General features: G+C 64.2%; 21 protein-coding genes and 2 riboswitches. Of the genes, 12 read left to right on the top strand and 9 right to left on the bottom strand.

Going from position 1 to position 21415, the window contains the following annotated elements; all coding sequences use genetic code 11:
- Positions 1-68 precede the first annotated feature (68 nt).
- From F8A90_RS13320 to F8A90_RS13305, 4 genes are all read left to right on the top strand, one after another.
- Positions 69-1385 (top strand): GNAT family N-acetyltransferase, encoded by a 1317-nt coding sequence (locus tag F8A90_RS13320; RefSeq protein ID WP_233593329.1) that lies wholly within the window; start codon positions 69-71, stop codon positions 1383-1385.
- Positions 1386-1507: 122 nt separating this feature from the next.
- The gene (locus F8A90_RS13315; protein WP_200017436.1) at positions 1508-2803 is read left to right on the top strand and encodes a nuclease-related domain-containing protein; all 1296 of its coding nucleotides are present in this window, start codon (positions 1508-1510) and stop codon (positions 2801-2803) included.
- Positions 2804-3254: 451 nt separating this feature from the next.
- Positions 3255-3623, top strand: a complete 369-nt coding sequence (locus tag F8A90_RS13310; protein WP_043331409.1) for a phasin family protein — start codon at positions 3255-3257, stop codon at positions 3621-3623.
- A gap of 200 nt (positions 3624-3823) precedes the next feature.
- The gene (locus F8A90_RS13305) at positions 3824-4102 is read left to right on the top strand and encodes a peptidylprolyl isomerase (RefSeq protein WP_200017435.1); all 279 of its coding nucleotides are present in this window, start codon (positions 3824-3826) and stop codon (positions 4100-4102) included.
- Between the two features lie 129 nt (positions 4103-4231).
- Here the strand turns inward: F8A90_RS13305 and thiC are convergent, their stop codons facing one another.
- From thiC to F8A90_RS13275, 6 genes are all read right to left on the bottom strand, one after another.
- Positions 4232-6241, bottom strand: coding sequence for a phosphomethylpyrimidine synthase ThiC (thiC, locus tag F8A90_RS13300; RefSeq protein ID WP_200017434.1), 2010 nt, complete (start codon positions 6239-6241; stop codon positions 4232-4234).
- A gap of 126 nt (positions 6242-6367) precedes the next feature.
- Positions 6368-6508, bottom strand: a riboswitch (TPP riboswitch).
- Positions 6509-6669: 161 nt separating this feature from the next.
- Positions 6670-7329: a thiaminase II gene (gene tenA, locus F8A90_RS13295; protein WP_200017433.1), complete on the bottom strand. Its 660-nt coding sequence runs from the start codon at positions 7327-7329 to the stop codon at positions 6670-6672.
- A 146-nt stretch (positions 7330-7475) separates the two neighbouring features.
- A riboswitch (TPP riboswitch) is annotated at positions 7476-7602 on the bottom strand.
- A gap of 131 nt (positions 7603-7733) precedes the next feature.
- Positions 7734-8408 (bottom strand): TIGR04282 family arsenosugar biosynthesis glycosyltransferase, encoded by a 675-nt coding sequence (locus F8A90_RS13290; protein ID WP_200017432.1) that lies wholly within the window; start codon positions 8406-8408, stop codon positions 7734-7736.
- Positions 8409-8451: 43 nt separating this feature from the next.
- Entirely contained in the window at positions 8452-9162 is a 711-nt protein-coding gene (locus F8A90_RS13285; protein WP_240916651.1) for a TIGR04283 family arsenosugar biosynthesis glycosyltransferase, read from the bottom strand.
- A 514-nt stretch (positions 9163-9676) separates the two neighbouring features.
- The gene (locus F8A90_RS13280) at positions 9677-10996 is read right to left on the bottom strand and encodes a PQQ-dependent sugar dehydrogenase (RefSeq protein WP_200017431.1); all 1320 of its coding nucleotides are present in this window, start codon (positions 10994-10996) and stop codon (positions 9677-9679) included.
- Positions 10997-11066: 70 nt separating this feature from the next.
- Positions 11067-12101 carry a lysophospholipid acyltransferase family protein gene (locus F8A90_RS13275; RefSeq protein WP_233593327.1) on the bottom strand — a complete coding sequence of 345 codons (1035 nt, stop codon included), beginning with the start codon at positions 12099-12101 and terminating at the stop codon, positions 11067-11069.
- Between the two features lie 331 nt (positions 12102-12432).
- On the opposite strand from F8A90_RS13275, the gene F8A90_RS13270 reads away from it, so the two are divergent.
- Positions 12433-13167, top strand: coding sequence for a class I SAM-dependent methyltransferase (locus F8A90_RS13270; RefSeq protein WP_200017430.1), 735 nt, complete (start codon positions 12433-12435; stop codon positions 13165-13167).
- A gap of 258 nt (positions 13168-13425) precedes the next feature.
- Positions 13426-14832: an MFS transporter gene (locus F8A90_RS13265; RefSeq protein WP_166018847.1), complete on the top strand. Its 1407-nt coding sequence runs from the start codon at positions 13426-13428 to the stop codon at positions 14830-14832.
- Between the two features lie 12 nt (positions 14833-14844).
- Here the strand turns inward: F8A90_RS13265 and F8A90_RS13260 are convergent, their stop codons facing one another.
- Entirely contained in the window at positions 14845-15510 is a 666-nt protein-coding gene (locus F8A90_RS13260; protein WP_200017429.1) for a 2OG-Fe(II) oxygenase, read from the bottom strand.
- Positions 15511-15755: 245 nt separating this feature from the next.
- A complete protein-coding gene (locus tag F8A90_RS13255) occupies positions 15756-16385 on the bottom strand; it encodes a CoA pyrophosphatase (RefSeq protein ID WP_200017428.1) in 630 nt (209 codons plus the stop codon).
- 142 nt (positions 16386-16527) lie between these two features.
- Between F8A90_RS13255 and F8A90_RS13250 the strand changes: the two genes are divergently transcribed.
- Positions 16528-17112, top strand: a complete 585-nt coding sequence (locus tag F8A90_RS13250; RefSeq protein WP_166018844.1) for an NUDIX hydrolase — start codon at positions 16528-16530, stop codon at positions 17110-17112.
- A gap of 52 nt (positions 17113-17164) precedes the next feature.
- On the opposite strand, the gene F8A90_RS13245 is transcribed toward F8A90_RS13250, so the two are convergent.
- A complete protein-coding gene (locus F8A90_RS13245; RefSeq protein WP_166018843.1) occupies positions 17165-17476 on the bottom strand; it encodes an NGG1p interacting factor NIF3 in 312 nt (103 codons plus the stop codon).
- A gap of 123 nt (positions 17477-17599) precedes the next feature.
- Between F8A90_RS13245 and ftsB the strand changes: the two genes are divergently transcribed.
- The 5 genes from ftsB (at position 17600) to surE (ending at position 21344) form a co-directional block, all read left to right on the top strand.
- A complete protein-coding gene (gene ftsB / locus F8A90_RS13240) occupies positions 17600-18004 on the top strand; it encodes a cell division protein FtsB (RefSeq protein ID WP_225347115.1) in 405 nt (134 codons plus the stop codon).
- A complete protein-coding gene (locus tag F8A90_RS13235) occupies positions 18001-18786 on the top strand; it encodes an IspD/TarI family cytidylyltransferase (RefSeq protein WP_233593326.1) in 786 nt (261 codons plus the stop codon). The genes ftsB and F8A90_RS13235 overlap by 4 nt, the downstream gene beginning before the upstream one ends.
- A gap of 91 nt (positions 18787-18877) precedes the next feature.
- Complete coding sequence (gene ispF, locus F8A90_RS13230) at positions 18878-19378, top strand: 2-C-methyl-D-erythritol 2,4-cyclodiphosphate synthase (RefSeq protein WP_200020035.1); 501 nt, start codon at positions 18878-18880, stop codon at positions 19376-19378.
- The gene (gene truD / locus F8A90_RS13225; RefSeq protein WP_325096922.1) at positions 19371-20546 is read left to right on the top strand and encodes a tRNA pseudouridine(13) synthase TruD; all 1176 of its coding nucleotides are present in this window, start codon (positions 19371-19373) and stop codon (positions 20544-20546) included. Before ispF ends, truD begins: the two co-directional genes overlap by 8 nt.
- A gap of 51 nt (positions 20547-20597) precedes the next feature.
- A complete protein-coding gene (gene surE, locus F8A90_RS13220) occupies positions 20598-21344 on the top strand; it encodes a 5'/3'-nucleotidase SurE (RefSeq protein WP_200017427.1) in 747 nt (248 codons plus the stop codon).
- Positions 21345-21415 lie beyond the last annotated feature (71 nt).

Raw genomic sequence — 21415 nt, 5'->3', positions numbered from 1 at the left:
AGCATGTCCTGGGATGTGCGGCATGTCTGCACCAGCGGTGGGCATGGCAAGACTATGAGGAGAGTACGGTGACAGGGCAATGGCAGGCGGATGATGAGGCTGCTCAGGCGGTGACAGGGGCGGTGACAGACCAGAAGCAGACTGTGAGCGCTGCAGATGTCGCAGAGAAACAGGGCTGGCGCCTGGAGGTGCTGGATTCTCTCGACGCCCTCACCGCCAGTGAATGGAATGCGCTGGCAGGCGATGACTATCCCTTCCTGCAACATGCCTATCTGAGCGCGCTGGAAAGCTGCGGTGCGGCCAGTGCCGCCAGTGGCTGGCATCCTGCCCATCTGGTGGTGCGAGATGCCGACGGCCGCTTGCTGGCAGGGCTGCTGCGCTATCTCAAGCTGCACTCGCGTGGCGAATATGTATTCGATCAGCAATGGGCGGAGGCCCTGGAGCAGGCCGGTGGGCGCTATTATCCCAAGCAGTTGACTGCCGTACCGTTCACTCCCAGCGATGGCCCACGCCTTGCCACCTCGCCGCAGTTGACGTCGCCTGCCGCCCGACGTGCCTTGCTTGAGTGGTTGTGGCCGCATCTCAAGGCTGGCATCGCGCCCGCGGCTGAGCCGGGTAGCGCGCTGCGTCGTTATGAGCACAGCGGATTTCATCTGCTGTTTGTCGCGGCAGAGGAGCGCCAGGACTGGCTGGCGGCGATTCCGGAGCTGATTTCGCGTCCTGGGATGCAATATCACTGGCAGTCACGCGGTGAGCCGGATTTTGCCAGCTGGCTTGAGAGTCTGCGCTCCAAACGGCGCAAGGAGATCCGTCGCGAGCGGCGCAAGGTCGCCGAGCAAGGCTTCACGCTGGCCAGGCTCGAGGGGGCGCAGATTGGCCCTGACGATATCGAGGCATTCTACCGCTGCTACTGCATGACCTATCTCGAGCGCGGCCAGCGCCCTTATCTGCCGCTCGATTTCTTCCATCAGCTCAGACGCAACATGCCCGAGCGGCTGCTGCTGGTGCAGGCGCGTGATGAGCAGGGCGCACCGGTGGCGGCAGCCTTGTGTCTGATCGGCAGTGATTGTCTGTATGGTCGTTGGTGGGGCAGCGAAGTCCACGCCGACTGTCTGCACTTCGAGGTCTGCTATTACCAGGGGCTCGAATTCTGCCTGCAGCGAGGGCTCAAGCGCTTCGATCCCGGCACCCAGGGAGAGCACAAGATCAGCCGCGGTTTCGCGGCGTATGCCACCGGGTCGCTGCATTGGCTGATGCATCCCGGGCTTCAGGAGGCGGTGGCCGAGGCCGTCGAGGAGGAGGCGCGCTGGCTGAGCAAGGCGCGTCAGCAGGTGACGGCAATGCTGCCTTACCGGGAGGCCGCGCCTCAGACAACGCAGGAGTGATGGCCCTCAGCTTCCGTCACTGCTATCCGCTGGCGGATTTTTCCGCGGAGTCATAGGCAAGAAAGATTGCGAATAGAGCGCTACACTGAGTTATATATGAATGCTCTAATCCAGAGGCGCCCATGCTGATCAAGGACTGTGATTCACGGGAATATGACCTGCTGGTGCTTGAGGTGCTGGCGCAGGATGCTGCGCTTGCCGCGCCCGAGCGCCACAAGGTGCTGGAGGCCCTGCGTGCGATACGTGCCCGTCAGGCGCGTCGCCGTGCGCTGGCAAGCCAGCTGGATGCCTTGTTGGGGACACGGGATGATTGGGTCGTGCTGCATGATGTGCGCCTGGCGCAGGCAGAGGGCGTGATCGAGATCGATCACCTGCTGATCAACAGCCTCATGCAGGTCTGGGTGCTGGATGCCTCCTGTTTTGATCTGACGCTCTCGATCACCCCCTTTGGTGAGCTGTTGGCCTATAGCGGCCGAGTCGCGCAGGGGAGCGAGCCCCCCTCAGACGAAGATGGGGTCATGGCGCATGCCGTGACGCCGTGCCCCTTGCAGACGATCCCTGAGCGTAGCCGCGCCATCGTGCAATGGCTGGAGGCCTCCGCGTTGTTGCCTGTGCGCCTGGGGATGACGCTGCAGCCGCAATTGCGCTATCGCATCGTGGTGGCCGATGCGGCTCAAGTCAGTCGCCCGCCGGAAGATATCGTCGACAGCCGTGCGCTGTTGTCCTTCGCGCGCCTCAAGCGTCAGTGCCTGCAGGTGAGCGGCAAGACCGCTTACGTGACACGGCTGCGCAGTTTTACCCACCGCCTCGATCAGCGCCGCCTGCGCCAGCTGGGACGCGCCATCGCGACCCAGCATGTGGCTCCCAACACGGATTGGGTGGCAAAGCTGGGCCTGGCCGCTGACACGCGCGCGTCGGAGGGTGACGCTGCCACTCAGGTGTCTCCGCTGGCCTATCTATGGCAACCGCCGCTATCACCTGAAGCACTGCCGCAGATCTCAGGCGAAAGCGCTGCCATGGCGGCAGAGTCTGATGACATGGAGGGGACATCGGATGACACGACGCTGGCGGTCCAGCGTGGCGTGACATCTACGGCTGCCCTGAAACGGCAGTGCGGTTTTGGGGGCCGAGGGCTGCAGGCCGCGCATTGGCAGCCCGGGCACCAGGCTCTGGATCAGGGCAGCCAGGAAGATCCCGCTAGCCCGCAGGCGGCAGGCGAGCAGCCGGGGGCTGCGCCCAACGATCAGCAGGGTGCGTCTTCCGCCCAGTCGCAGGATGAGGAAAGCCTGCCGCGCTGCCAAGGCTGTCGGCGATGGCTTTCCTCCCAGAGTGTCGACTTCTGTCGCCAGCCAGATCAGGCACGTGCGCTGGGCGGGCGCCTGCTCTGCAAACGCTGCCGCGCCGCCTCATGCCAGTGAGGCAGCAGCACGGCGCTATCCTCAAGTTCAGCCTTTCAGCTTCGGGCCTCTGTCCCAGCCCTGTGTCTGAGTCCTATGGTCCAGCACTTTGGCCCAGTCTGGCGTTCCAGGGCGTGGTGTGTGGCATGACGGGGCCCCAGGGCGTCAATTTTCTTTTCGACTTCTGATTGTTTTTCTCCAGTGCAATCAAGTGACTGCATCAATCCGAGCGTACAGGCCATTCGTTGCGATGTTTTTGATGTTGCAGTGCAACAAAGACTGTCTTATGCTGCGTTGCAGCGAGGATGGAACCTGGTCGATAGCACTATCTGACCGCGACGGCTTGATAGTGACGGCTTGATAATGATGGCTCGGTCACTACGGTGCACCAGCCCGGTTCAGTCCTGATAACCGAACGGAGCAAGGCTCCGGTTCATTTCAGCGTGATGCCAATACCCTGGAGGGTGCCTACATGTTCAATGCCAACTTCGAGAAGTCCGCTCAGCAGTTCGACGATATGTTCCTGTCTCCGCTGCGTGCTTTCAGCGCCCTGAGCATCGATTACAGCGAGAAGCTGATCGGCGCCCAGATGGAACTGACCAAGTCCTATGCTGATGCTTCCCTGACCCAGGCGCGTTCCATGCTCGAGATCAAGGACAGCGAAGGTCTGAAGAACTTCGTCAAGGAGCAGCAGGAAACCGTGAAGACTCTGGGCGAGAAGCTGCAGAACGACACCCAGAAAGTGGTCGAGCTGAACCAGGAATACGCCAAGAAAGGTCAGGAACTGGCAGAAAGCAACGCCAAGTCCGCCTCCGAGGCCATGCAGAAAGTCGCCAAGTAAGCGACTGCTGCTGACGTTCTCAGGCGAGCGTCCTCAATGCCCACTCGGTCTTCCGGGTGGGCGTTTGCGTGTCTGGAGTATCGCTGGGGAGGTGGGGAGGCGCGCGACGCTAGCGGCGAGCGCTGCCTTGGGCCACAATGACCTGCCACGCCGCCGGTGATTGCCGGCAGCATTTATTCGATCAGTGACAGGTGATAGACATGGCACAGGCCACAGCGCGTCATATTCTCGTTTCCAGCGAAGAACAGTGTGTAGCTCTCAAGACCGAAATCGAGAACGGCCGCGATTTCGCTGATGCCGCTCGCGAGCACTCCTCCTGCCCGTCCGGCCGCAGTGGCGGCGACCTGGGCGCCTTCGGCCCGGGCATGATGGTCAAGGAATTCGACGAAGTCGTGTTCAGCGCCCCGATCAACACCGTGCAGGGCCCGGTGAAGACCCAGTTCGGTTATCACCTGCTGGAAGTCACCAGCCGCACGTGAGCCTTCTGTCACGCTCATGAGATGTCATGAGCGTTTGACAGGATGTGACGAAAACGCCCCGACCATCACTGGTCGGGGCGTTTTTTGTGTCGCTCGGAAAGTCAGCTTTCCTGTGCGTCAGGCGCTTGCCTACACCTCCTGATAGAGCTGGCTGCCTTCACGCTTGAACTTGTCGGCCTGCTCCTGCATGCCGGCCATCACGCTGTCGGCATCGCCGGTCAAGCCATGTTCGTTGGCATAATCACGCACTTCCTGGGTGATCTTCATCGAGCAGAACTTCGGCCCGCACATGGAGCAGAAGTGGGCGACCTTGGCCGAGTCCTTGGGCAGCGTCTCGTCGTGGAAGCTGCGCGCGGTGTCCGGGTCCAGACCCAGATTGAACTGGTCTTCCCAGCGGAACTCGAAGCGCGCCTTTGAGAGCGCATTGTCACGGCGTTGCGCGCCCGGGTGGCCCTTGGCCAGATCGGCGGCATGTGCGGCGATCTTGTAGGTGATGATGCCGGTCTTGACGTCGTCCTTGTTGGGCAGGCCCAGGTGCTCCTTGGGGGTCACGTAGCATAGCATGGCGCAACCGAACCAGCCGATCATCGCGGCGCCGATGCCGGAGGTGATGTGATCGTAACCCGGGGCGATGTCGGTGGTCAGCGGACCGAGGGTGTAGAAGGGCGCCTCGTCACACTCGCTGAGCTGCTTGTCCATGTTCTCCTTGATCAGGTGCATCGGCACGTGACCCGGGCCCTCGATCATGACCTGGACATCGTGCTGCCAGGCGATCTTGGTCAGCTCGCCGAGCGTCTCGAGCTCACCGAACTGGGCGGCGTCATTGGCATCGGCTACCGAGCCCGGGCGCAGGCCATCGCCCAGTGACAGGCTGATGTCGTAGGCCTTGCAGATCTCGCAGATGTCCTCGAAGTGGCGATAGAGGAAGCTTTCTTCGTGATGCGCCAGACACCACTTGGCCATGATGGAGCCGCCGCGCGAGACGATGCCGGTCACGCGACTGGCAGTCAGCGGCACATAGCGCAGCAGGACGCCGGCGTGGATGGTGAAGTAATCGACGCCCTGTTCGGCCTGCTCGATCAGCGTGTCGCGGAAGATCTCCCAATCGAGGTTCTCGGCCACGCCATCGACCTTCTCCAGTGCTTGATAGATCGGCACCGTGCCGATGGGGACGGGAGAATTGCGCAGAATCCATTCACGGGTCTCGTGGATGTTGGCGCCGGTCGAGAGGTCCATCACGGTGTCGGAACCCCAGCGGATCGCCCAGGTCATCTTGTCGACCTCTTCCTCGATGGAGGAGGTGACCGCCGAGTTGCCCAGGTTGCCGTTGACCTTCACCAGGAAGTTGCGGCCGATGATCATCGGCTCGCTTTCCGGGTGATTGATGTTGGCGGGAATGATGGCGCGGCCGCGTGCGACTTCCTCACGCACGAATTCGGCGGTGATCTCGTCGGGGAGGTTGGCGCCGAAGCTGTGGCCCGGGTGCTGGTGGCCCAGAATGCTCTCGACGGATTCGCTGCCCTGATATTCCTCACGCAGCGCGATACGACGCTGATTCTCGCGAATCGCGATGTATTCCATCTCCGGCGTGATGATGCCCTGGCGCGCATAGTGCAGCTGGGTGACATTCTTGCCCGGCAGGGCACGACGCGGGCGGTGGTCCAGCTCGAAACGCAGTGATGACAGGCGCAGGTCGGCCTGGCGCACGCGGCCATATTCACTGCTCAGCTGATTGAGCTGTTCGGTATCACCGCGTTCCTCGATCCACTTCTCGCGCAGTGGCGCCAGACCCCGGCGGATGTCGATCTCGACCGCCGGATCGGTGTAGGGGCCGGAGGTATCGTAGACGACGATCGGCGGGTTCTCTTCCAGACCGCTGGAGGTCTGGGTCGGCGAACAGCCGATCTCGCGCATGGGCACGCGGATGTCCGGGCGGGAGCCTTCGATATAGATCTTGCGCGAGCCGCTCAGCGGCGCGATGGCGGCGGCGTCGACCTGTGCTTCGCTGGCGAGGTGGCGGCTGCCATCCTTGCGACCGGCACGCGCGCGTGCCTTGGGGGCAGCATCAGGCTGCGAGGCGAGCGGTGACTCGGCGGCGTTGGTGGCTTGCGGGTCTTGTGTCGTCGGGGCAGTGCTCATGCAGGTCTCCTCAAAGGGCGACGTCACGGCTGACGTCATCATGGGAAGACCGTGCGCAGGGAGAGGATGGTCGTCACCGACTCCTTGCCAACAGGTGGCCCGGGAGCGAGGCGGCCGCGCGCAGCGGCTGGCCATCAGCTTGATTCCTACGCCGGTCCTAACCGGTTCAGGTTCCACGGGACCCCTTGCTGGCAAGCTCGCGCGTCAGGGCGGCGAAGCATGCATGCAGGATCTCAGCCGGTTCCACCGGCACCCCGTCAAGCGTGTGCAGATTTCAATGCGAAAGTGTGTTGTCCGAAGCGTCAGGCTTGCCTCGGAAAGCGTTCTCGCATCCAGGCTCTGTTGGCCTGTCAGTCGTGCCATCCAGGGGGGGATGGCGTCATCCCGAGCGGCTCATGGCGAGCGCCGGGACGTCAGTCTGTCATGATTCAGTCGCGATCGAGGCCCATCTGCCAGAAGTCGATCTCGAGTCGCGTGGCGTCCCGGAAGACATCGACCAGTTCACCCAGTCGGCGCTCCGAGACCTCCGAGAGACGCGCATCCAGCCATTCACGTTCAGCTTCGACGGCTTCCTTGAAGTCATCGCTTGAGTACATCGCGATCCAGTCCGCGTACGGGTTGTTCTCGATCTCGGTGGTGTCCTGATCGAGCAGCCACTCGGCGATCTCGCCGTAGCCGATCAGGCAGGGCGCGAGCGCCACATGCAGATCGAGCAGGTCACCGCGCTGGCCGCAATCGAGCACGTAACGGGTATAGGCCAGGGTGGCGCGCGATTCCGGCAGCTCGCTCAGGTCATCCTCGCTGATGCCCCACTCGCTGCAGTAGCCGATATGCAGATCGAGCTCGGTATTGAGGATGGTGTCGAGACTGGCCGTGGCCTGACGCAGCTCCGCGAGGGTGCGGCTCTTGTAGGCGGCCAGCGCCCAGGCGCGCGCGAAGTGGATCAGGAACAGGTAGTCCTGCTGCAGGTAATGGCGGAAGGACCCCTCCGGCAGACGACCTTCGCCCAGCTGGCGAACGAAGTCGTGCTCGAGATAGTCACGCCATTCCTCGGCGCAGGCACTGGTCAGGTCGTTGAAACTAGGCATGACGCATCCCTCGGTGAGCGTGCTGACGACCCGTGATGGGGCGACAGGTCTCTGGCGCAAGCGTGGCCAGTACCGGAACAGGAGCAGGGGAAAAGCGGGGGAGGTGCCGACAGTCACCGTGAGAGAGTGGTGACGATATCGAGTGGCATCGCTTCGCGCTTGATCCCTACGCCGGTACTAGCCGGATCAGGTTCGGCGGGATCGTCATTCACGCAAGGACATTGCCTGCGCATGACATCTCAGCCGGTCTTACCGGCACCCCGTCAAGCTGTGACATGTGAGTCACTGTGCAGCGAGTGTAACAGCCCTGCGGCGCAGAAGAAGGGCAGTGTGAGCAAAAATGCATACGACTTTGGGAGGCATGCCGGGCGTGTGAAGAGCCTTAAGCGGGCTTGCTAAGAGCCTCAAGCGGCAAGGTCGGCCATGAGCGCCGGCAGGTGGCACGAAAGACGCTCCAGGTCACGCGGTTCATCGACATCCCAGCTGATCGGCAGGCAAGTGGCCGTTTTCCCGGCCCGTGCCAGTAGCGCTAGAGTGTCCCGGCAGACATGGGCATGACTCCAGCGGGGCAGCTGGAAGGCCTGCGGGCAGGGCGCCTTGAGGCCGATCAAGCCATAGCCGCCATCGTCGGTGGGCTGCAGGACCGTGTCGTGGGTGCGTAGTCTGTGGGCTGCTTCACGCAGACGCTGGCTGTCCAGCGCCGGCAGATCGGAGCCCATCAATAACACCGGCCCCTCGGGCAGATGCCGGGCCATGGCCCGGGACATTCGCTCACCGAGATCTCCCTGCGGCTGTGCCTCGAAGGTGAGGTCGGCAGAGGCATCGACAACGCTTCGCAGCCGGGATTCAAGTGCTGCTCGCAGAGCCGCCTGTTCAGGGGTATGACTTGACGGCTCGGCAGAGGGCGTCAGCATCACCACGACCTTGCCGAGGCGCGCGGCGCAGGCCTGGTCAACGATATGGCTCAGCATCCGCTCATAGAGTCGAGCTGCACCCTCGGGGCCGAGTGCGGGAATCAGGCGTGTCTTGCAGTGGCCGGCGATGGGCAGGCGACCGAAGATGATGAGAGTCGGGCGCACCTCTGACGCGTTATCAGCGGTGGGCAAGGTAGGCAACGCCGTATCACGCATGGGGCATGCCGCGCTGCTCACAGGCCTGCGCTGCGGCGCGATAGCCGTAGAGGCGTGCCAGACGTGCAGGGGAGACGCCACACCAGGCCGCCAGCCGCAGCCCCCACATCTTGACGATGGTGCGCCAGACGCCGTGGGTCTCCCAGCGTCGACCGCTTGTCGTGACACGCGCCGTCAGGTTCATAGGCGGGGTCAGATGCTTGAGCTGGGCACTCAGCCAGATATCTTCCATCAATGGCATGTCGGCAAAGCCGCCGATGGCCTCGAAGGTCGAGCGCTGCACGAACTGGGTCTGGTCGCCCGTGCTGATGCTGGTCAGCCGCGAACGCAGATTCATCATGGCGGCGATCATCGGTAACCACGGCGACTCGCCCTTGATGCTGACATCGAAGCGGCCCCAGTCGCTGCGGCGATGCGTCGTGACGGCCTCCTTGAGCAATGCCAGCGCATTGTCGGGCAAGTCGGTATCGGCATGCAGAAACAGCAGCCATTCTCCGCGTGCACGCGCGGCTCCGGCATTCATCTGGCGTGCCCGGCCCGGCTCACTGCTCAGCACGACATCACACAGCGGTCGGGCCAGTGAGGGGGTGCCATCCGTCGAGCCACCATCCACCACGATCACTTCACAGTCGCCGCCCGCGCGCAGGCGACTCAGGGCAATGAGGGTTTGCACGATGCCGGCTGCCTCGTCATGCACCGGCATCACGATGCTCAGCCAGGGAGCGCGCGTCAGGTGCGTGCATGTGCTCGACAGGGAGTCCCGGCTGGCGGGCGTCCGTGATGCTGGGGGTGGCTGCTGGTTCATGGCGGCAGGCTCCGACGATGGCGTATTCGTTGGATCATACGCATGAGTCTGTAGGCTGGATGCACGAGCGAACGACGCTCTCTCAACGCGTCATCGTTCATTAAACGCTTGGCGTGGCCTCAGTGTCGCTCCATGGACACACGATGCCTAGATGGCCATTGGGCGCATGTGGGGACACAGGACTACATTTCTGTAATTCGCAGGCGGGGTATGCAAGGCAGGTCTTCTGAGTCTGCAGCAGGTACCTACTGCAGCCAAAGGCCCTCTGCCAAGCAGCTCCTGGGAAGAGAGCTTGGAGAGGGCACTTTGAGAGAGCGCTTGGAGAGAGCTTGGAGTGATGGCTTTGAGAGAGCGCCTGGATAAGGGCCAGGGCTTCGCTTCTCAAAGGCCCGTTCTGATCAAGGTCAGGCCATCAATCGAAGGTGAGGCGATAGAGACCTGCCGCGCCGCTATCCGAGGTGAAGTACAGACTGCCATCAGGGCCGAACAGGACATCGAGCGGGCGAATCCAGCGTTGGCCGCTGCTGCTGTCCTGCAGACCGGTCAGTATCGGCACCAGGCGTGCTTCAGTGTCTGGCGTCGCCAGCTTGAGGCCCAGCAGGCGAGGCTCACGGCGGCTGGCCGGGTCACCCGCGGCGTTGCCGGAGGGCGCCGTACCCCAGCTGCCGTGGACTGCCACCACGATATCCATGTCAGCAGCCAATGGGTGCCCTGGCGGTACCACCGCGATTCCCATCGGCGCACTGCGAGCGGGGATCTCGGCCAGTGGCGGCGCGATCTCGTCACGTTCACGCGGTGAATCGCTCGCGATGCAATCATCCGCCTGCCAGTTGCCATCGACCCACTGATACCAGGGCATGCCATGGAAGCTGCCTTCGCGGGCTGCGACCACCAGCTCGCGGGGTTGCTCATAGCCCCAGTGGTCGGGGCCGTTGTTGGTGGCCAGCAGGCGCGGCTCACCTGCCATGCCCGCCTGCCAGGCGAGGCCTACCGGGTTGCGCAGTCCACTGGCCCAGGGCCGCCAGTGCGGCGCATCGCCGGACTCCTCAAGACGCAGCACGCCACCGCGGCGTTCACTGAAGGAGTAGCCCTGCTCGCTGCCTGCAAGGTATTGATTCGAGCAGTTGCCCTGGATACCCAACGCCAGATAGAGGCCACCATCAGGCCCGAGACTCAAGGTGCGCGAGTTATGGCCACCGCCGCCGGGCAGGGCGATCAGCTCACGAAAGTCATCGCGGGTGAGAGACTCGCCGGGTGAATAGTCGGCGACCAGCAAGGCTGCAGTGGTCGCGACATAGAGCCTGTCACCGCGCACCACCAGCGAGTGAGGGTAGCCCGACAGTTCGACCAGCGTCTTCACGGCAGAGAGGCTGCCGTCCGGCGTCAGCTGAGCGCGATAGACACGCTCGGCCCGCGAGCCGATCAGCAGCTCGCCAGCATCAGTGAGATGCAGCATGCGTGGACTGTCGAGCGAGGCCAGCCGCTCGAGCGTGGCACCCTCAGGCAGCTTGAGCGCTGGGGCATCGCTGGGCACTTGCTGAGCGCTCACCAGCGACAGTGAGGAAGAAGTACCTGTCTCTGTCTCCGCCTGGGCCGGCAGAGACAATGCGAGACAGGCCACCGCGACGCTTGTGACCAGGCGTGTCATCAGGCGTGCCGGTACCGCTCGAGGCAGTGCGGGGCGCCGGGGCGATGCGCTTGTGAGGTGAGCGGCGTGAGTCTCGATCGGCATCCTTGCCTCCTGTCGTTGAGCCATGCGCATTCAGTCTGGGAGCTGATGGCCTGTTGCGCCAGTGCTGCCCTCAGCCGCGCTTGCTGGCCTTGCGGCGATGCTTGAAGTAGCGGCGCCAGCCCTTGAGCGAGAAGAAGGAGTAGGTGCGCGCATAGAAGCGGGACTCCTGCCAGCCAGGTTGTTGCTCCATTTCCTGCGGGCTCTTGCGCCAGCGCTTGTATTCCCACTGATACTGGGCCGGCGCCAATGCGATCGCCGCTTCCACCGAGGCATTCACCCCGCGTGCCGAGGCGACTTCCTCTTCGCAATAGACCCCCTCATCCGCGGCGAGGAAGTGGATGGCGAAGCCATGGCCATCTTCCAGGCGTTGGGCGACACCGGTGACGACGCGCGCATCGGTTCTCGCCACCAGCTTGGGCAGCAGGGTGGCGGTATAGGCGGGGCGGCCATAGAAGTCGGCGAAGACGCCGCTGCCACGGCCCGGCTCCTGATCCGGCAGTATGCCGATCGCTTCGGCGCGCTTGAGTGACTTGAGCAAGGCAGCCACGCCACGCGAATTGGTGGGCACCAGACTCGCGCCCATGCGTTCACGGCCATTGCGGATGATCGGGTCGAGTCGCTCGAACTTGGGCGGCTCGTACATGGCAGTGAACGGAAAGTGGCTGGAGAGCCAGAAATTGAGCACTTCCCAGTTGCCGAAGTGCGGTGCCAGCACGATGACGCCGCGTCCCTCGGCACGCGCCTCGTCGAGCAGATTGCGACCGTGGACCTCGAGAATCGAGTCGCGTACGGCGTCTTCATCGCCCAGCCATACCTTGCCCAGTTCCAGCATGGTGGCGGTGGAATGCGCGAGGCTGTCGCTCGCCAGACGCGCGCGCGCCTGCTTGTCGAGCTGCGGGAAGGCCTGGCCAAGATTCTGACGCGTAACCCGGCGCTCGCGGGGATTGCACAGCTGCACCACACGCGCCAACGGGCGCGCCAGCCACCAGAGCTGGCGGGTGCTGAGCCCGGACAGTCGTTGCCACAGACAGGCCACGGAGTTGGCCTTGAGAGGAGTCAGGCGCTGTTCCATGGCCTGTTCGAACCGCTTGAGAGTCTTGTCCATCGTCACACGTGAAGTTCCGGTGGTCTGGCGTGAAAGATCGCGCCTGGTCTGACGCGAAGGCAGGCGCCGTGACATCGTCAGGTGTCGCGGTGCCGTACTCGAATGATGCTCATTGTGCCAGAGGGGGGCGTTGCCTGCAGACTCCATCGTGGCAGGCGCAGGACACTGGCGCGGGGTATCATTCAGCACTCAGACAGTCGTCGCGTTCGATACGTTCACCTGCAGCGGAATTGCCAGTGCCGCTACGGTATCGCGCGTGGTGCCGAGATGTCGCCGCCAGCCGTATGGTGACGTCGCCCCCATCGCCAGCGTCCCTTGCCGCGGAGCCCTGATGTCAGCCCCTGATTCCCTCGTTCCCCATCCGCCTGCAGATACTGTCTGCCCGCTGTGTGAGGCGTCCCAGAGCCAGCATGTACTGCACCTGGTACAGCGGCGCAGGCCGTGCCCCAAGACCGGTCAGCGACCTCCCGCCGACGAGCGCGATTATCTGCGCTGCCCGGAGTGTCATCTGCTGTATCTGGCGCCGTCCCAGCGCCTGGATGCCAGGGCAGAGCAGGATATCTACGACCAGCACGAGAATGACCCGGCAGACCCGCGTTATCGAAGCTTTCTGGCCAAACTCTTCACGCCGATGTGTGAGCGGCTCGCGGCCGGTGCCAGCGGACTCGATTTCGGCTGTGGTCCTGGGCCTGCCCTGGCGCAGATGTTCGAGGAGGCGGGTCATCCGATGGCGCTGCACGACCTCTATTATCACCCGAACCCGGCAGCGCTCACCCGCCAGCATGACTTCATCGTCAGTACCGAGGTGATCGAGCATCTCTACGCGCCGGGGGAGGTCTTCCGCCAGTGGTTGCGCTGCCTCAAGCCCGGCGGCCTGCTGGGGGTGATGACGCAGCCCGCCTCGGATGATCCGGAGGCGCTCAGGCGCTGGCACTACCTGCGTGATCCGACGCATGTGTGCCTGTTCAGCCCGGCCACCTTTGCCTGGCTGGCACGCACGCATGGACTCGAGCTTGAGCAGGTCGCCAACGACAGCGTCATCTTCCGCGTGCCCCAACCCACCTGACAAGGGCGCGGGACAGGGCATGGATAAGGTGCGGGACAGGGCATGGATAGAGCGCAGGAAAGCGCGCAAGACAGCGCGCAGCGACACCCAAGACGACATTGTCGCCAAATGACGCAAAAAGGCTTGGATTTGGCGCTGACTGTCACTATATTGCCCGCGCCTTGACGTATTCTCGCAGGGCAAACTTCCCCTCCCGACGATATCCGCACCTTGCGGCATTGGCTGATCGCTGACTGGCGGCCGGCCGAGGATCTGGTCATGCCCCGTCATCTGCTGTTGATGTCCCTTGCGCCCCTGCTCGGCCTTGCCTTGCTGGGGATCGGTAACGCCATGTTGACCTCGCTGGTCCCGTTGCGGCTGTCTGCCGCCGGCGTCTCGAGCGAGGCGATCGGCCTGATCAGCTCGGCCTATTATCTAGGCCTCGGGCTCGGCGCGCTGGTCAACGACCGCCTGCTGCTGCGCATCGGCCATATCCGCGCCTATGCCGGCTTCGCCTCGCTGGTGGCGGTCGCGGCACTGGCCATGGGGCTGGGCGATCATCCGGTGGTGTGGTTCCTGCTGCGCATGATGATCGGCTGGTCGCTGGTCGGGGTGTATCTGGTCATCGAGAGCTGGCTGCTGAGCGCCGCCGACCCTGCCGTGCGGGGGCGACTGCTGGCGCTCTACATGATCGTGCTCTACGGCGCGGGGGTGCTCGGTCAGTTGCTGCTGGGCGTGACCGCCATGCTGAGCCTCGAGGCGGCCTTCATGCTGGTGGCGATGCTGGCGGCGGCCTCGGTATTGCCGTTGGTGCTGTTGCCGCGTGTCTCGCCGCTGATCGAACAGTCCGAGCCCTTGAGCCCGTGGCGCCTGATTCGCATCACGCCGACAGGCGTGTTCGGCTGTCTGGCCTCGGGGCTGGTGGTGGCGGTCATCTACAGCCTGCTGCCTCTGGCGCTGGGCGATGGCGGCGCCCTGAGCACCGCGGAGATCGGTCAGCGCATGGCGCTGGTGATTCTCGGTGGGATGCTGCTGCAGTACCCCATCGGCCGCTGGTCAGACAGCCACGACCGCCAGCAGGTGCTGATCATCCTGTCGATCGCCATCGTCGGCTTCGCTGCCTTGCTGATGGGGCCGGCGCGCGAAGGCATCGCCCAGCTGGTGGTGCTGTTCCTGCTCGGTGGTGCCGCCTTCACGCTCTATCCGGTGGCGGTCAGCCACGCCGCCGACCGTGCGCCTGCCGGTGCCCTGGTGCGCATGAGCCAGGGCCTGCTGTTGATCAATGCGGTGGGGTCGACCCTGTCACCGCCTGCGGTATCGCTGCCGATGGCCGAGATGGGCGCGATGCCCGGCATGGCACTGAGTCTGGCGGTGATGGGCGGCGGCATGCTGCTCTTCTTCGTCTGGCGCCGCGTGATGCGCCCGGCACCGCAACCGTTGGCACCCTTCGAGACTCATGCTCCGCAGACACCGCTGGGCACCGAGCTTGCGGTCGGGCCTGAACTGGTCGAGGCCGCCGAGGAGCACCTGCGTGACGCCGAAGCCGATGACCCGCTGGTCGAGGTCACGCGTGAGCTGGCCACTGACATGCCGGAGCTGATTACCGACGCCTCGCTGGATAGTCTCGAGGAGATCGAGGTCAAGGAAGAGCATGCCTTGCAGGAAGAGCGGACGCTCCCGAAATAGTCACCTTTCAGATCAGCGTGCCGGGTCGACCAGATTGCCCTGTGAGGTGTTGCGGCGGAACCAGCCGGTGACGCTGGCGCGCGCCTGATGCGTCGGCAGTACCTCATGGGGGATCTGCTCGGAGAGAAAGCACACGAAGGTGCCGGCCTCGGGGGTGACACGCGCCATCTCGCGGCTGTCATCCTCGGGGTCGTAGAGCACGATCTCGCCGCCGCCATCGCGCGGCCAGTCCTCATTGAGATAGAGCACGCTGGAGATCAGGCGATTGCCGCGGCCGCGAAAACTGTCGAGATGCTTCTTGTAGAAGCTGCCGACCGGATAGTGGGCGAAGTGGGCCTCATATTCGAACAGCCCCAGATAGAGGGCACGGTTGAGCTCATCCTTGAGCACGTTCATCGCTTCCAGGTAGGCGCGCTGGGCGCGTGAGTTGCGGTCTAGCCAGCGAATCGCGTCGCCGCGGATGTCCGGGCGCAGATCATGCTCGCGTCCGCGTCCGATACCTGCCGCCGTCAATTGCTGACGCGTCTCCAACACCGTCAGTTCATCATTGAGCTGACCGATGACCTGCCGCGGCAGGAAGTCGGGGCGCACGCTGTAGCCATGCTCGACCAGTTCATCGATCAGCAGGTTCAGTGCGACAGGGTCCAGCAGTGGGGCGGGTGCAGGTGCAGCGGGCATCAGGCGCTCCGAACGGGAAGTGGCATGGCATCGTGGGCGAGGAGTTATAGTCGAGTGCCATTGTCGGTGCAATATCGTCGAGGCAATGACAGCGCTGCGATGCCATCAGGGCGATGACGAGCCGCTCGGCGGGAACGCACCCTGTCTGGTTCAGGAACTCAGGAACTCAGCAGCTTGGAAATTCAGAAATTCAGGAAGTCAGGAACCTGGAAATTCAGAAATTCAGAAATTCAGGGTCTTGAGGTTCAGGGTCGAGGTGGCACGGGGCGCGGCGGCAGATGGCGCAGCGGAGCACCAGGCGGTGGCGCTGCCTTGAGGCTCACGGCATGGCCGAAGCCGATGGCCATCAGTTCGACCAGCATCATCGAGGACAGCCCCCACAGCACCTGGTCAGCCACGCGATAGCTGGGCACGTACCAGGTCTCGTCGCCGACGGTGATGACATCGGTATGCGCGCGCTCATCTCTCAGCAACATGCTCAAGGGCATCTCGAAGATACGCGCAATCTCACCCGGGTCGGCCTTGAGTGGCAGGTCCGCGGCGATACGTCCCACGAAGGGGGTCACCGCCATGCCATGCAAAGAGATCACCTCGCTCAATTGACCGAAGACCTCGACCTCGCCAGGGGCGAGGGCCACTTCCTCTTCGGCTTCGCGCAGCGCGGTGGCCAGCAGGCTGATATCATCAGGCTCGGCCTTGCCGCCGGGGAAGGCTACCTGGCCGGGGTGCTGACTGAGATGGCTGGCACGACGCGTCAGCAGCAGCGTCGGTTCGGGACGATCGATCAGCGCGATCAGCACGGCGGCGCGTGGCAGCTTGTGGTCAGTCGCCAGGGGTTGATGTGCTTGCAGGCGTTGGCGCAGGGCTTCTAGCATGTCGTTTCCTCGTAGGCATTCATGATGTGGCGCGAGGGTCCTGGCGGTCAAGGCGACTGCCATGCCGCTGGGCCCACCGCGCAGCGAGGAAGCGGGGACGGGATGTCACTGAAGGGCGCCTTGAGATTTCATGGGAGAGCGAATGAATTATTGCAGTCACTGTGGTGAAAAGGTGCGTCTGGCAGTGCCGCAGGGCGATGATCGTCTGCGCTACCTGTGTGATAGCTGCGGCACCATCCATTATCAGAATCCGCGCATCATCGCGGGCACCCTGCCGGTGCGGGACGGCAAGGTGCTGCTCTGTCGGCGTGCCATCGAGCCGCGCCTGGGGTATTGGACCCTGCCGGCCGGCTTCATGGAGAACGCCGAGACCACCAGCGACGCCGCTGCCCGCGAGACACGCGAAGAAGCCGGGGCCGAGGTCAAGCTCAAGGGGCTCTATACGTTGATCGACCTGCCGCACATCAATCAGGTCTACATGCTGTTTCGGGCCGAGCTGATCAGCGACTACTCGGCGGGCGTCGAGAGCCTCGAGGTGGCGCTGTTCGCCGAGGAGGAGGTCCCCTGGCAGTCGCTGGCCTTCCCGACCATGGAAGTGACGCTGCGTCGCTACTTCGAGGACCGCCGCCACGGCGAGGGTGACGAGCATTTCCCGCTGCATCTCGAGCAGATCGACCTGGAGACCCGCGAGCACTTCTTCAATACCACCTTCCTGCCCGCGAGCTAGATCGTACGGCCAGTGCTGACCTCGCGTGCCTCGCTCTTCGGGGCGCGCGGGGTCAGAACGTTTCCAGTCGCCAGCAATCGAAGGCGACTTCTTCATAGGGGTGGGCGTCGCGCAGCGCCGCCACGGCAGCGGCGATGAGCGAATCGTCACATACCAGCTCTATCTTCAGTTCGGCAACGCGCTCCAGCGTGCCGCAGGTCCCGATATGCGGATTGGCGCTGGCCAGTGGCCGAAACTGGCCGGTGCCGCGTGTCTCGAAGCAGCAGGCCTCATAGTCGCCGATGCGCCCTGCACCGGTGGCAAAGACGGCTTCCTTGACGTGTTCGGCGTCATTCTCCGGGACGAAGAACGCAAGCTTGTACATCGGATGACTCCTGGCAGAAGGGTGAGAGGGCGCTGTCATCAGGTGGCCCTGATCGACAGGGGGGCGTCAAGCGTGGCAACGGATGCTGGCAGTGCCTGCGTCACGCTCCCGGATGATGGCATAATGCGCGCTGCAACGGCCAAGGACATCGCCATGCTCAAATGGATCAATATCTCACTGCTGCTGCTGCTGGCACTGCTCCAGTATCGGCTGTGGTGGGGCGAAAATGGCATCACCGAATTATTCGATATTCGTGCACGCGTGCAGCAGCTTTCCAAGGAAGATGCGGTGCTGGACAACCGCAATCAGCGACTCGGTGCGGAAGTGGTCGACCTCAAGAATGGTCTGGCGGCCATCGAGGAGCGTGCACGCAATGACCTCGGCATGGTGCGCAAGGACGAGCAGTTCCTGTGGGTGCCCAATGTCGCGGTGCCGGAACGCAAGGCGCCTTCACCCGATGAGGTGGCGGACGGTGCGCTGGAGGGCAAGGGCCTGGAAGGCGGGCTGCCCAAGGTGATCACGCCATGATGCCGACAGACACCTCGCGCGAGCCCCGTCTGTGGTATCTGGTGCCGGCCGCTGGCGTAGGCAGCCGCATGCAGGCCGACCGCCCCAAGCAATATCTGGAGCTGTCGCCCGGCGGCTGCGTGCTGGAGGCGACGCTGGCGACGCTCAAGCGCGCGCTGCCCGAGGCAGGGCTCTGTCTGGTGCTGGGCGCCGATGATGGCTATTTCTCGCCATCGATGGTGCCGTGGCAGGACTGGCTGCGCGCCGATGGCGGCAGCGAGCGTGCCGACAGCGTGCTGGCGGGTCTGGATTGCCTGAGCCGCCACGCCCACGACGATGACCTCGTGCTGGTGCACGATGTCGCGCGCCCCTGCGTTCGCGAAGCCGATATCCATGCGCTGGTGGCGACCGCTCGCCGCAGTGCCGATGGCGCCATCCTGGCGGCCCCTGCCAGCGACACCATGAAGCGCGCCGCCCCGGCCGGCGACTCCCGCTCGCATGGCGATGCAGAAAGTGCGCCGAGCATCGCGCATACCGAATCCCGCGTCGGCCTGTGGCATGCCTTCACGCCGCAGGCCTTTCCGCTGGGCCTGTTGCGGCGTGCGCTGCGTGAGGCGCTTGGGGAGAACCCCGCGCTCATCACGGATGAGGCCTCGGCACTGGAGGCCTGTGGCCGTGCCCCCGTGCTGGTCGCCGCCGCCCGCGACAATCTCAAGATCACCCATCCGGAAGACCTCGCCATGGCGCGCCTGCTGCTGGCCGCGCGCGAGGCGCTTCCCGATAGCTTCCGGACGCCTGCCTGACATGACTGAGCATTCTGCAACATCCTCCAGCGCTTCTTCCTCATCCCATTCCGAGTCCCGTGCCTCACATGCGGGTCATGTGCCGATGGCCCTGCGCATCGGCCACGGCTTCGATGTGCATCGCTTCGGCGATGGCGATCACCTGATGATCGGTGGCGTGAAGATCGCCTACGAGCATGGCTTCGTGGCGCATTCCGACGGTGACGTGCTGCTGCATGCGCTGTGCGATGCGCTACTCGGCGCCTGTGGCATGGGCGATATCGGCAAGCATTTCCCGGACACCGACAGCGAGTGGTCCGGTGCCGATAGCCGTGTCCTGCTGCGCCACGTGATCGGGCTGGTCAATGCCGCCGATTTCGGGGTCGGCAATGTCGATCTCACCGTGATGGCGCAGGCGCCGAAGATGGCGCCGCACATCCAGGCGATGCGTGAAGTGATCGCCGAGGACCTGCGCGTGCCGTTGGCGGTCGTCAACGTCAAGGCCACCACCACCGAGCGGCTTGGCTTCACCGGTCGCAAGGAAGGCATCGCCGCCGAGGCGGTGGTGCTGCTGGGCGCGTTGCCGGCCGCAGGCGGAGCCGAGCATGTCTGAAGTGAATGACATGTCTGAGTCGCCCGAGGCGGACGCGCTGTTTGCCGAGGCGCTGGCGGCGCTGGACGCTGCAGGCAGCGAGGCGTGGGTCAAGGAAGCCGAATTGATGCAGCGCTGGCCGCATGCGCATGGTGGCCCGCTGGGAGCAGGCGACTTCCGCCACACGCCGGAGGATTTCCGGGTCACCGAGTTGATGGATTTCGTGCCCGAAGGCCACGGCGAGCATCAGTGGCTGTGGGTCGAGAAGCGCGGCCTGACCACCGATGATCTGTGCCGTGAACTGGCCAGCCTGTGTGAGGTCGTGCCGCGCGATATCGGCGTGGCCGGTCTCAAGGACAAGCAGGCGATCACCCAGCAGTGGGTCTCCGTGTGGTTGCCGGGGCGTGAAGCGCCGCAGGACCTCGGCGAGGCGCTGGCCGAGAAGGGCGTCCGCGTGCTGGCCAGCGTGCGTCATCCGCGCAAGCTCAAGCGTGGCGTGCATCGCGGCAACCGCTTCGCGCTGCGTGTCAGCGGTGAGGCCGTCGCGCATCCCGAGTTCGAGGCGCGCTGGCAGACGCTGATGCGTGAGGGTGTGCCCAACTATTTCGGTCCGCAGCGCTTCGGTCATCAGGGACATAATCTCGGCCGGGCACGTGCCGTGCTTGTGCGTGGCTGGCGCAAGCGTGATGACCGCAGCGGCATGCTGCTGTCGACCGCGCGCAGCTTCCTGTTCAACGAGGTGCTGGCTGCGCGCCTCACGGCGAATTGCTGGGCGACGGCGTTGAGCGGAGAGGTATTCGCGCTCAACGGGACGGGTTCACGCTTCGTCACCGACGGCAGCGAGTCGGCCGAGACGCTGGCGCAGCGCCTGGCGAGTGGCGATATTCATCCCACTGGCCCGCTGTGGGGCACCGGGCGTGCCGAGGCTCATGCTCAGGTCGCCCAGCTCGAGCAGGTCCTGGCCACGCGTTGGCCGCAGCTGTGCGAGGGGCTCGAGAAGGCCGGCGTCAAGGCGGAGCGTCGTCCGCTGCGCCTGATGCCCGGCAAGCCGCGTCTGGAGTGGGATATCACGCCAGAGCAAGCAAGAACCGAAGGCAGCGAGGCCAGTGCCTGGCTGCACTTCGATCTGCCGCGTGGAAGCTTCGCGACGGGCCTGTTGCGTGAGCTGATCGCCCACCCGCTGCTGTAGTGCCGTCAGGCGACATGACGACTATCCGATGATTCGCAAAGGAGTGAGATGATGCGCAGGATTCTGCTTTCCAATGATGATGGCGTGCACGCTCCGGGGCTCAAGGCGCTGCATGACGCGCTGGCCGGGCAGGCACGCATTCGTGTGGTCGCGCCGGACCGTGACCGCTCAGGGGCCAGCAACTCGCTGACGCTGAGTCGGCCGTTGTTGCTGTCCGCGATGGAGAACGGCTTCTACAGCGTCGATGGCACGCCCGCGGATTGTGTCTATCTGGGCGTCAATGGTGTCTGGGACGAGAAGCCTGACATCGTGATTTCCGGCATCAACCATGGCGCCAATCTGGGTGATGACGTGCTGTATTCCGGTACCGTGGCCGCGGCGATGGAAGGCCGCTCGCTGGGCATGTCGGCGATCGCGATGTCACTGTGCGGCAAGACCCATTTCGAGACCGCCGGACGCGTGGCGGCGAGCCTCGTCGGCGCGGCCGAGACCCTGGCTTTGCCGCCGCGCTCATTGCTCAACGTCAATGTGCCGGATGTGCCGTGGAGCGAGATTCGCGGCTTTCGCGTCACGCGTCAGGGCCATCGTGGCCCGGCGGGCGCTCCGATCGAGGTCAAGGACCCACGTGGCCGTACCCGCTACTGGATCGCGCTGGCCGGCGATGGCATCGATGATGGGGATGACACCGACTTCGCCGCCATCGCGGCGGGCTATGTCTCCATCACGCCGTTGATGACCGACCTTACCTCCCATGGGGCGCGCCACGATGTAGAACAGTGGCTCGATGCGCTGACCTGAGCGATGCAGCGCCAGGCAAGGCTCAAGGTTTCGCTGTGAAGTCCTCGCTCGACAGGATATGAATCAAGACC

This window comes from Cobetia sp. cqz5-12, from assembly GCF_016495405.1.
Lineage (GTDB): Bacteria > Pseudomonadota > Gammaproteobacteria > Pseudomonadales > Halomonadaceae > Cobetia.
The sequence above is the reverse complement of the archived record's forward strand: the minus strand, read 5'-3'. Positions and strand labels throughout refer to the sequence as shown.

Excerpts from the sequence above, each read along its gene's own strand:
- F8A90_RS13315 (WP_200017436.1), top strand. The coding sequence starts at position 1,508 with ATGCTGATCAAGGACTGTGATTCACGGGAATATGACCTGCTGGTGCTT.
- F8A90_RS13310 (WP_043331409.1), top strand. The coding sequence starts at position 3,255 with ATGTTCAATGCCAACTTCGAGAAGTCCGCTCAGCAGTTCGACGATATG.
- F8A90_RS13305 (WP_200017435.1), top strand. The coding sequence starts at position 3,824 with ATGGCACAGGCCACAGCGCGTCATATTCTCGTTTCCAGCGAAGAACAG.
- thiC (WP_200017434.1), bottom strand. The coding sequence starts at position 6,241 with ATGAGCACTGCCCCGACGACACAAGACCCGCAAGCCACCAACGCCGCC.
- tenA (WP_200017433.1), bottom strand. The coding sequence starts at position 7,329 with ATGCCTAGTTTCAACGACCTGACCAGTGCCTGCGCCGAGGAATGGCGT.
- F8A90_RS13285 (WP_240916651.1), bottom strand. The coding sequence starts at position 9,162 with ATGCCGGTGCATGACGAGGCAGCCGGCATCGTGCAAACCCTCATTGCC.
- F8A90_RS13280 (WP_200017431.1), bottom strand. The coding sequence starts at position 10,996 with ATGCCGATCGAGACTCACGCCGCTCACCTCACAAGCGCATCGCCCCGG.
- F8A90_RS13275 (WP_233593327.1), bottom strand. The coding sequence starts at position 12,101 with ATGGACAAGACTCTCAAGCGGTTCGAACAGGCCATGGAACAGCGCCTG.
- F8A90_RS13270 (WP_200017430.1), top strand. The coding sequence starts at position 12,433 with ATGTCAGCCCCTGATTCCCTCGTTCCCCATCCGCCTGCAGATACTGTC.
- F8A90_RS13265 (WP_166018847.1), top strand. The coding sequence starts at position 13,426 with ATGCCCCGTCATCTGCTGTTGATGTCCCTTGCGCCCCTGCTCGGCCTT.
- F8A90_RS13260 (WP_200017429.1), bottom strand. The coding sequence starts at position 15,510 with ATGCCCGCTGCACCTGCACCCGCCCCACTGCTGGACCCTGTCGCACTG.
- F8A90_RS13255 (WP_200017428.1), bottom strand. The coding sequence starts at position 16,385 with ATGCTAGAAGCCCTGCGCCAACGCCTGCAAGCACATCAACCCCTGGCG.
- F8A90_RS13250 (WP_166018844.1), top strand. The coding sequence starts at position 16,528 with ATGAATTATTGCAGTCACTGTGGTGAAAAGGTGCGTCTGGCAGTGCCG.
- F8A90_RS13245 (WP_166018843.1), bottom strand. The coding sequence starts at position 17,476 with ATGTACAAGCTTGCGTTCTTCGTCCCGGAGAATGACGCCGAACACGTC.
- ftsB (WP_225347115.1), top strand. The coding sequence starts at position 17,600 with ATGCGCGCTGCAACGGCCAAGGACATCGCCATGCTCAAATGGATCAAT.
- F8A90_RS13235 (WP_233593326.1), top strand. The coding sequence starts at position 18,001 with ATGATGCCGACAGACACCTCGCGCGAGCCCCGTCTGTGGTATCTGGTG.
- truD (WP_325096922.1), top strand. The coding sequence starts at position 19,371 with ATGTCTGAAGTGAATGACATGTCTGAGTCGCCCGAGGCGGACGCGCTG.
- surE (WP_200017427.1), top strand. The coding sequence starts at position 20,598 with ATGCGCAGGATTCTGCTTTCCAATGATGATGGCGTGCACGCTCCGGGG.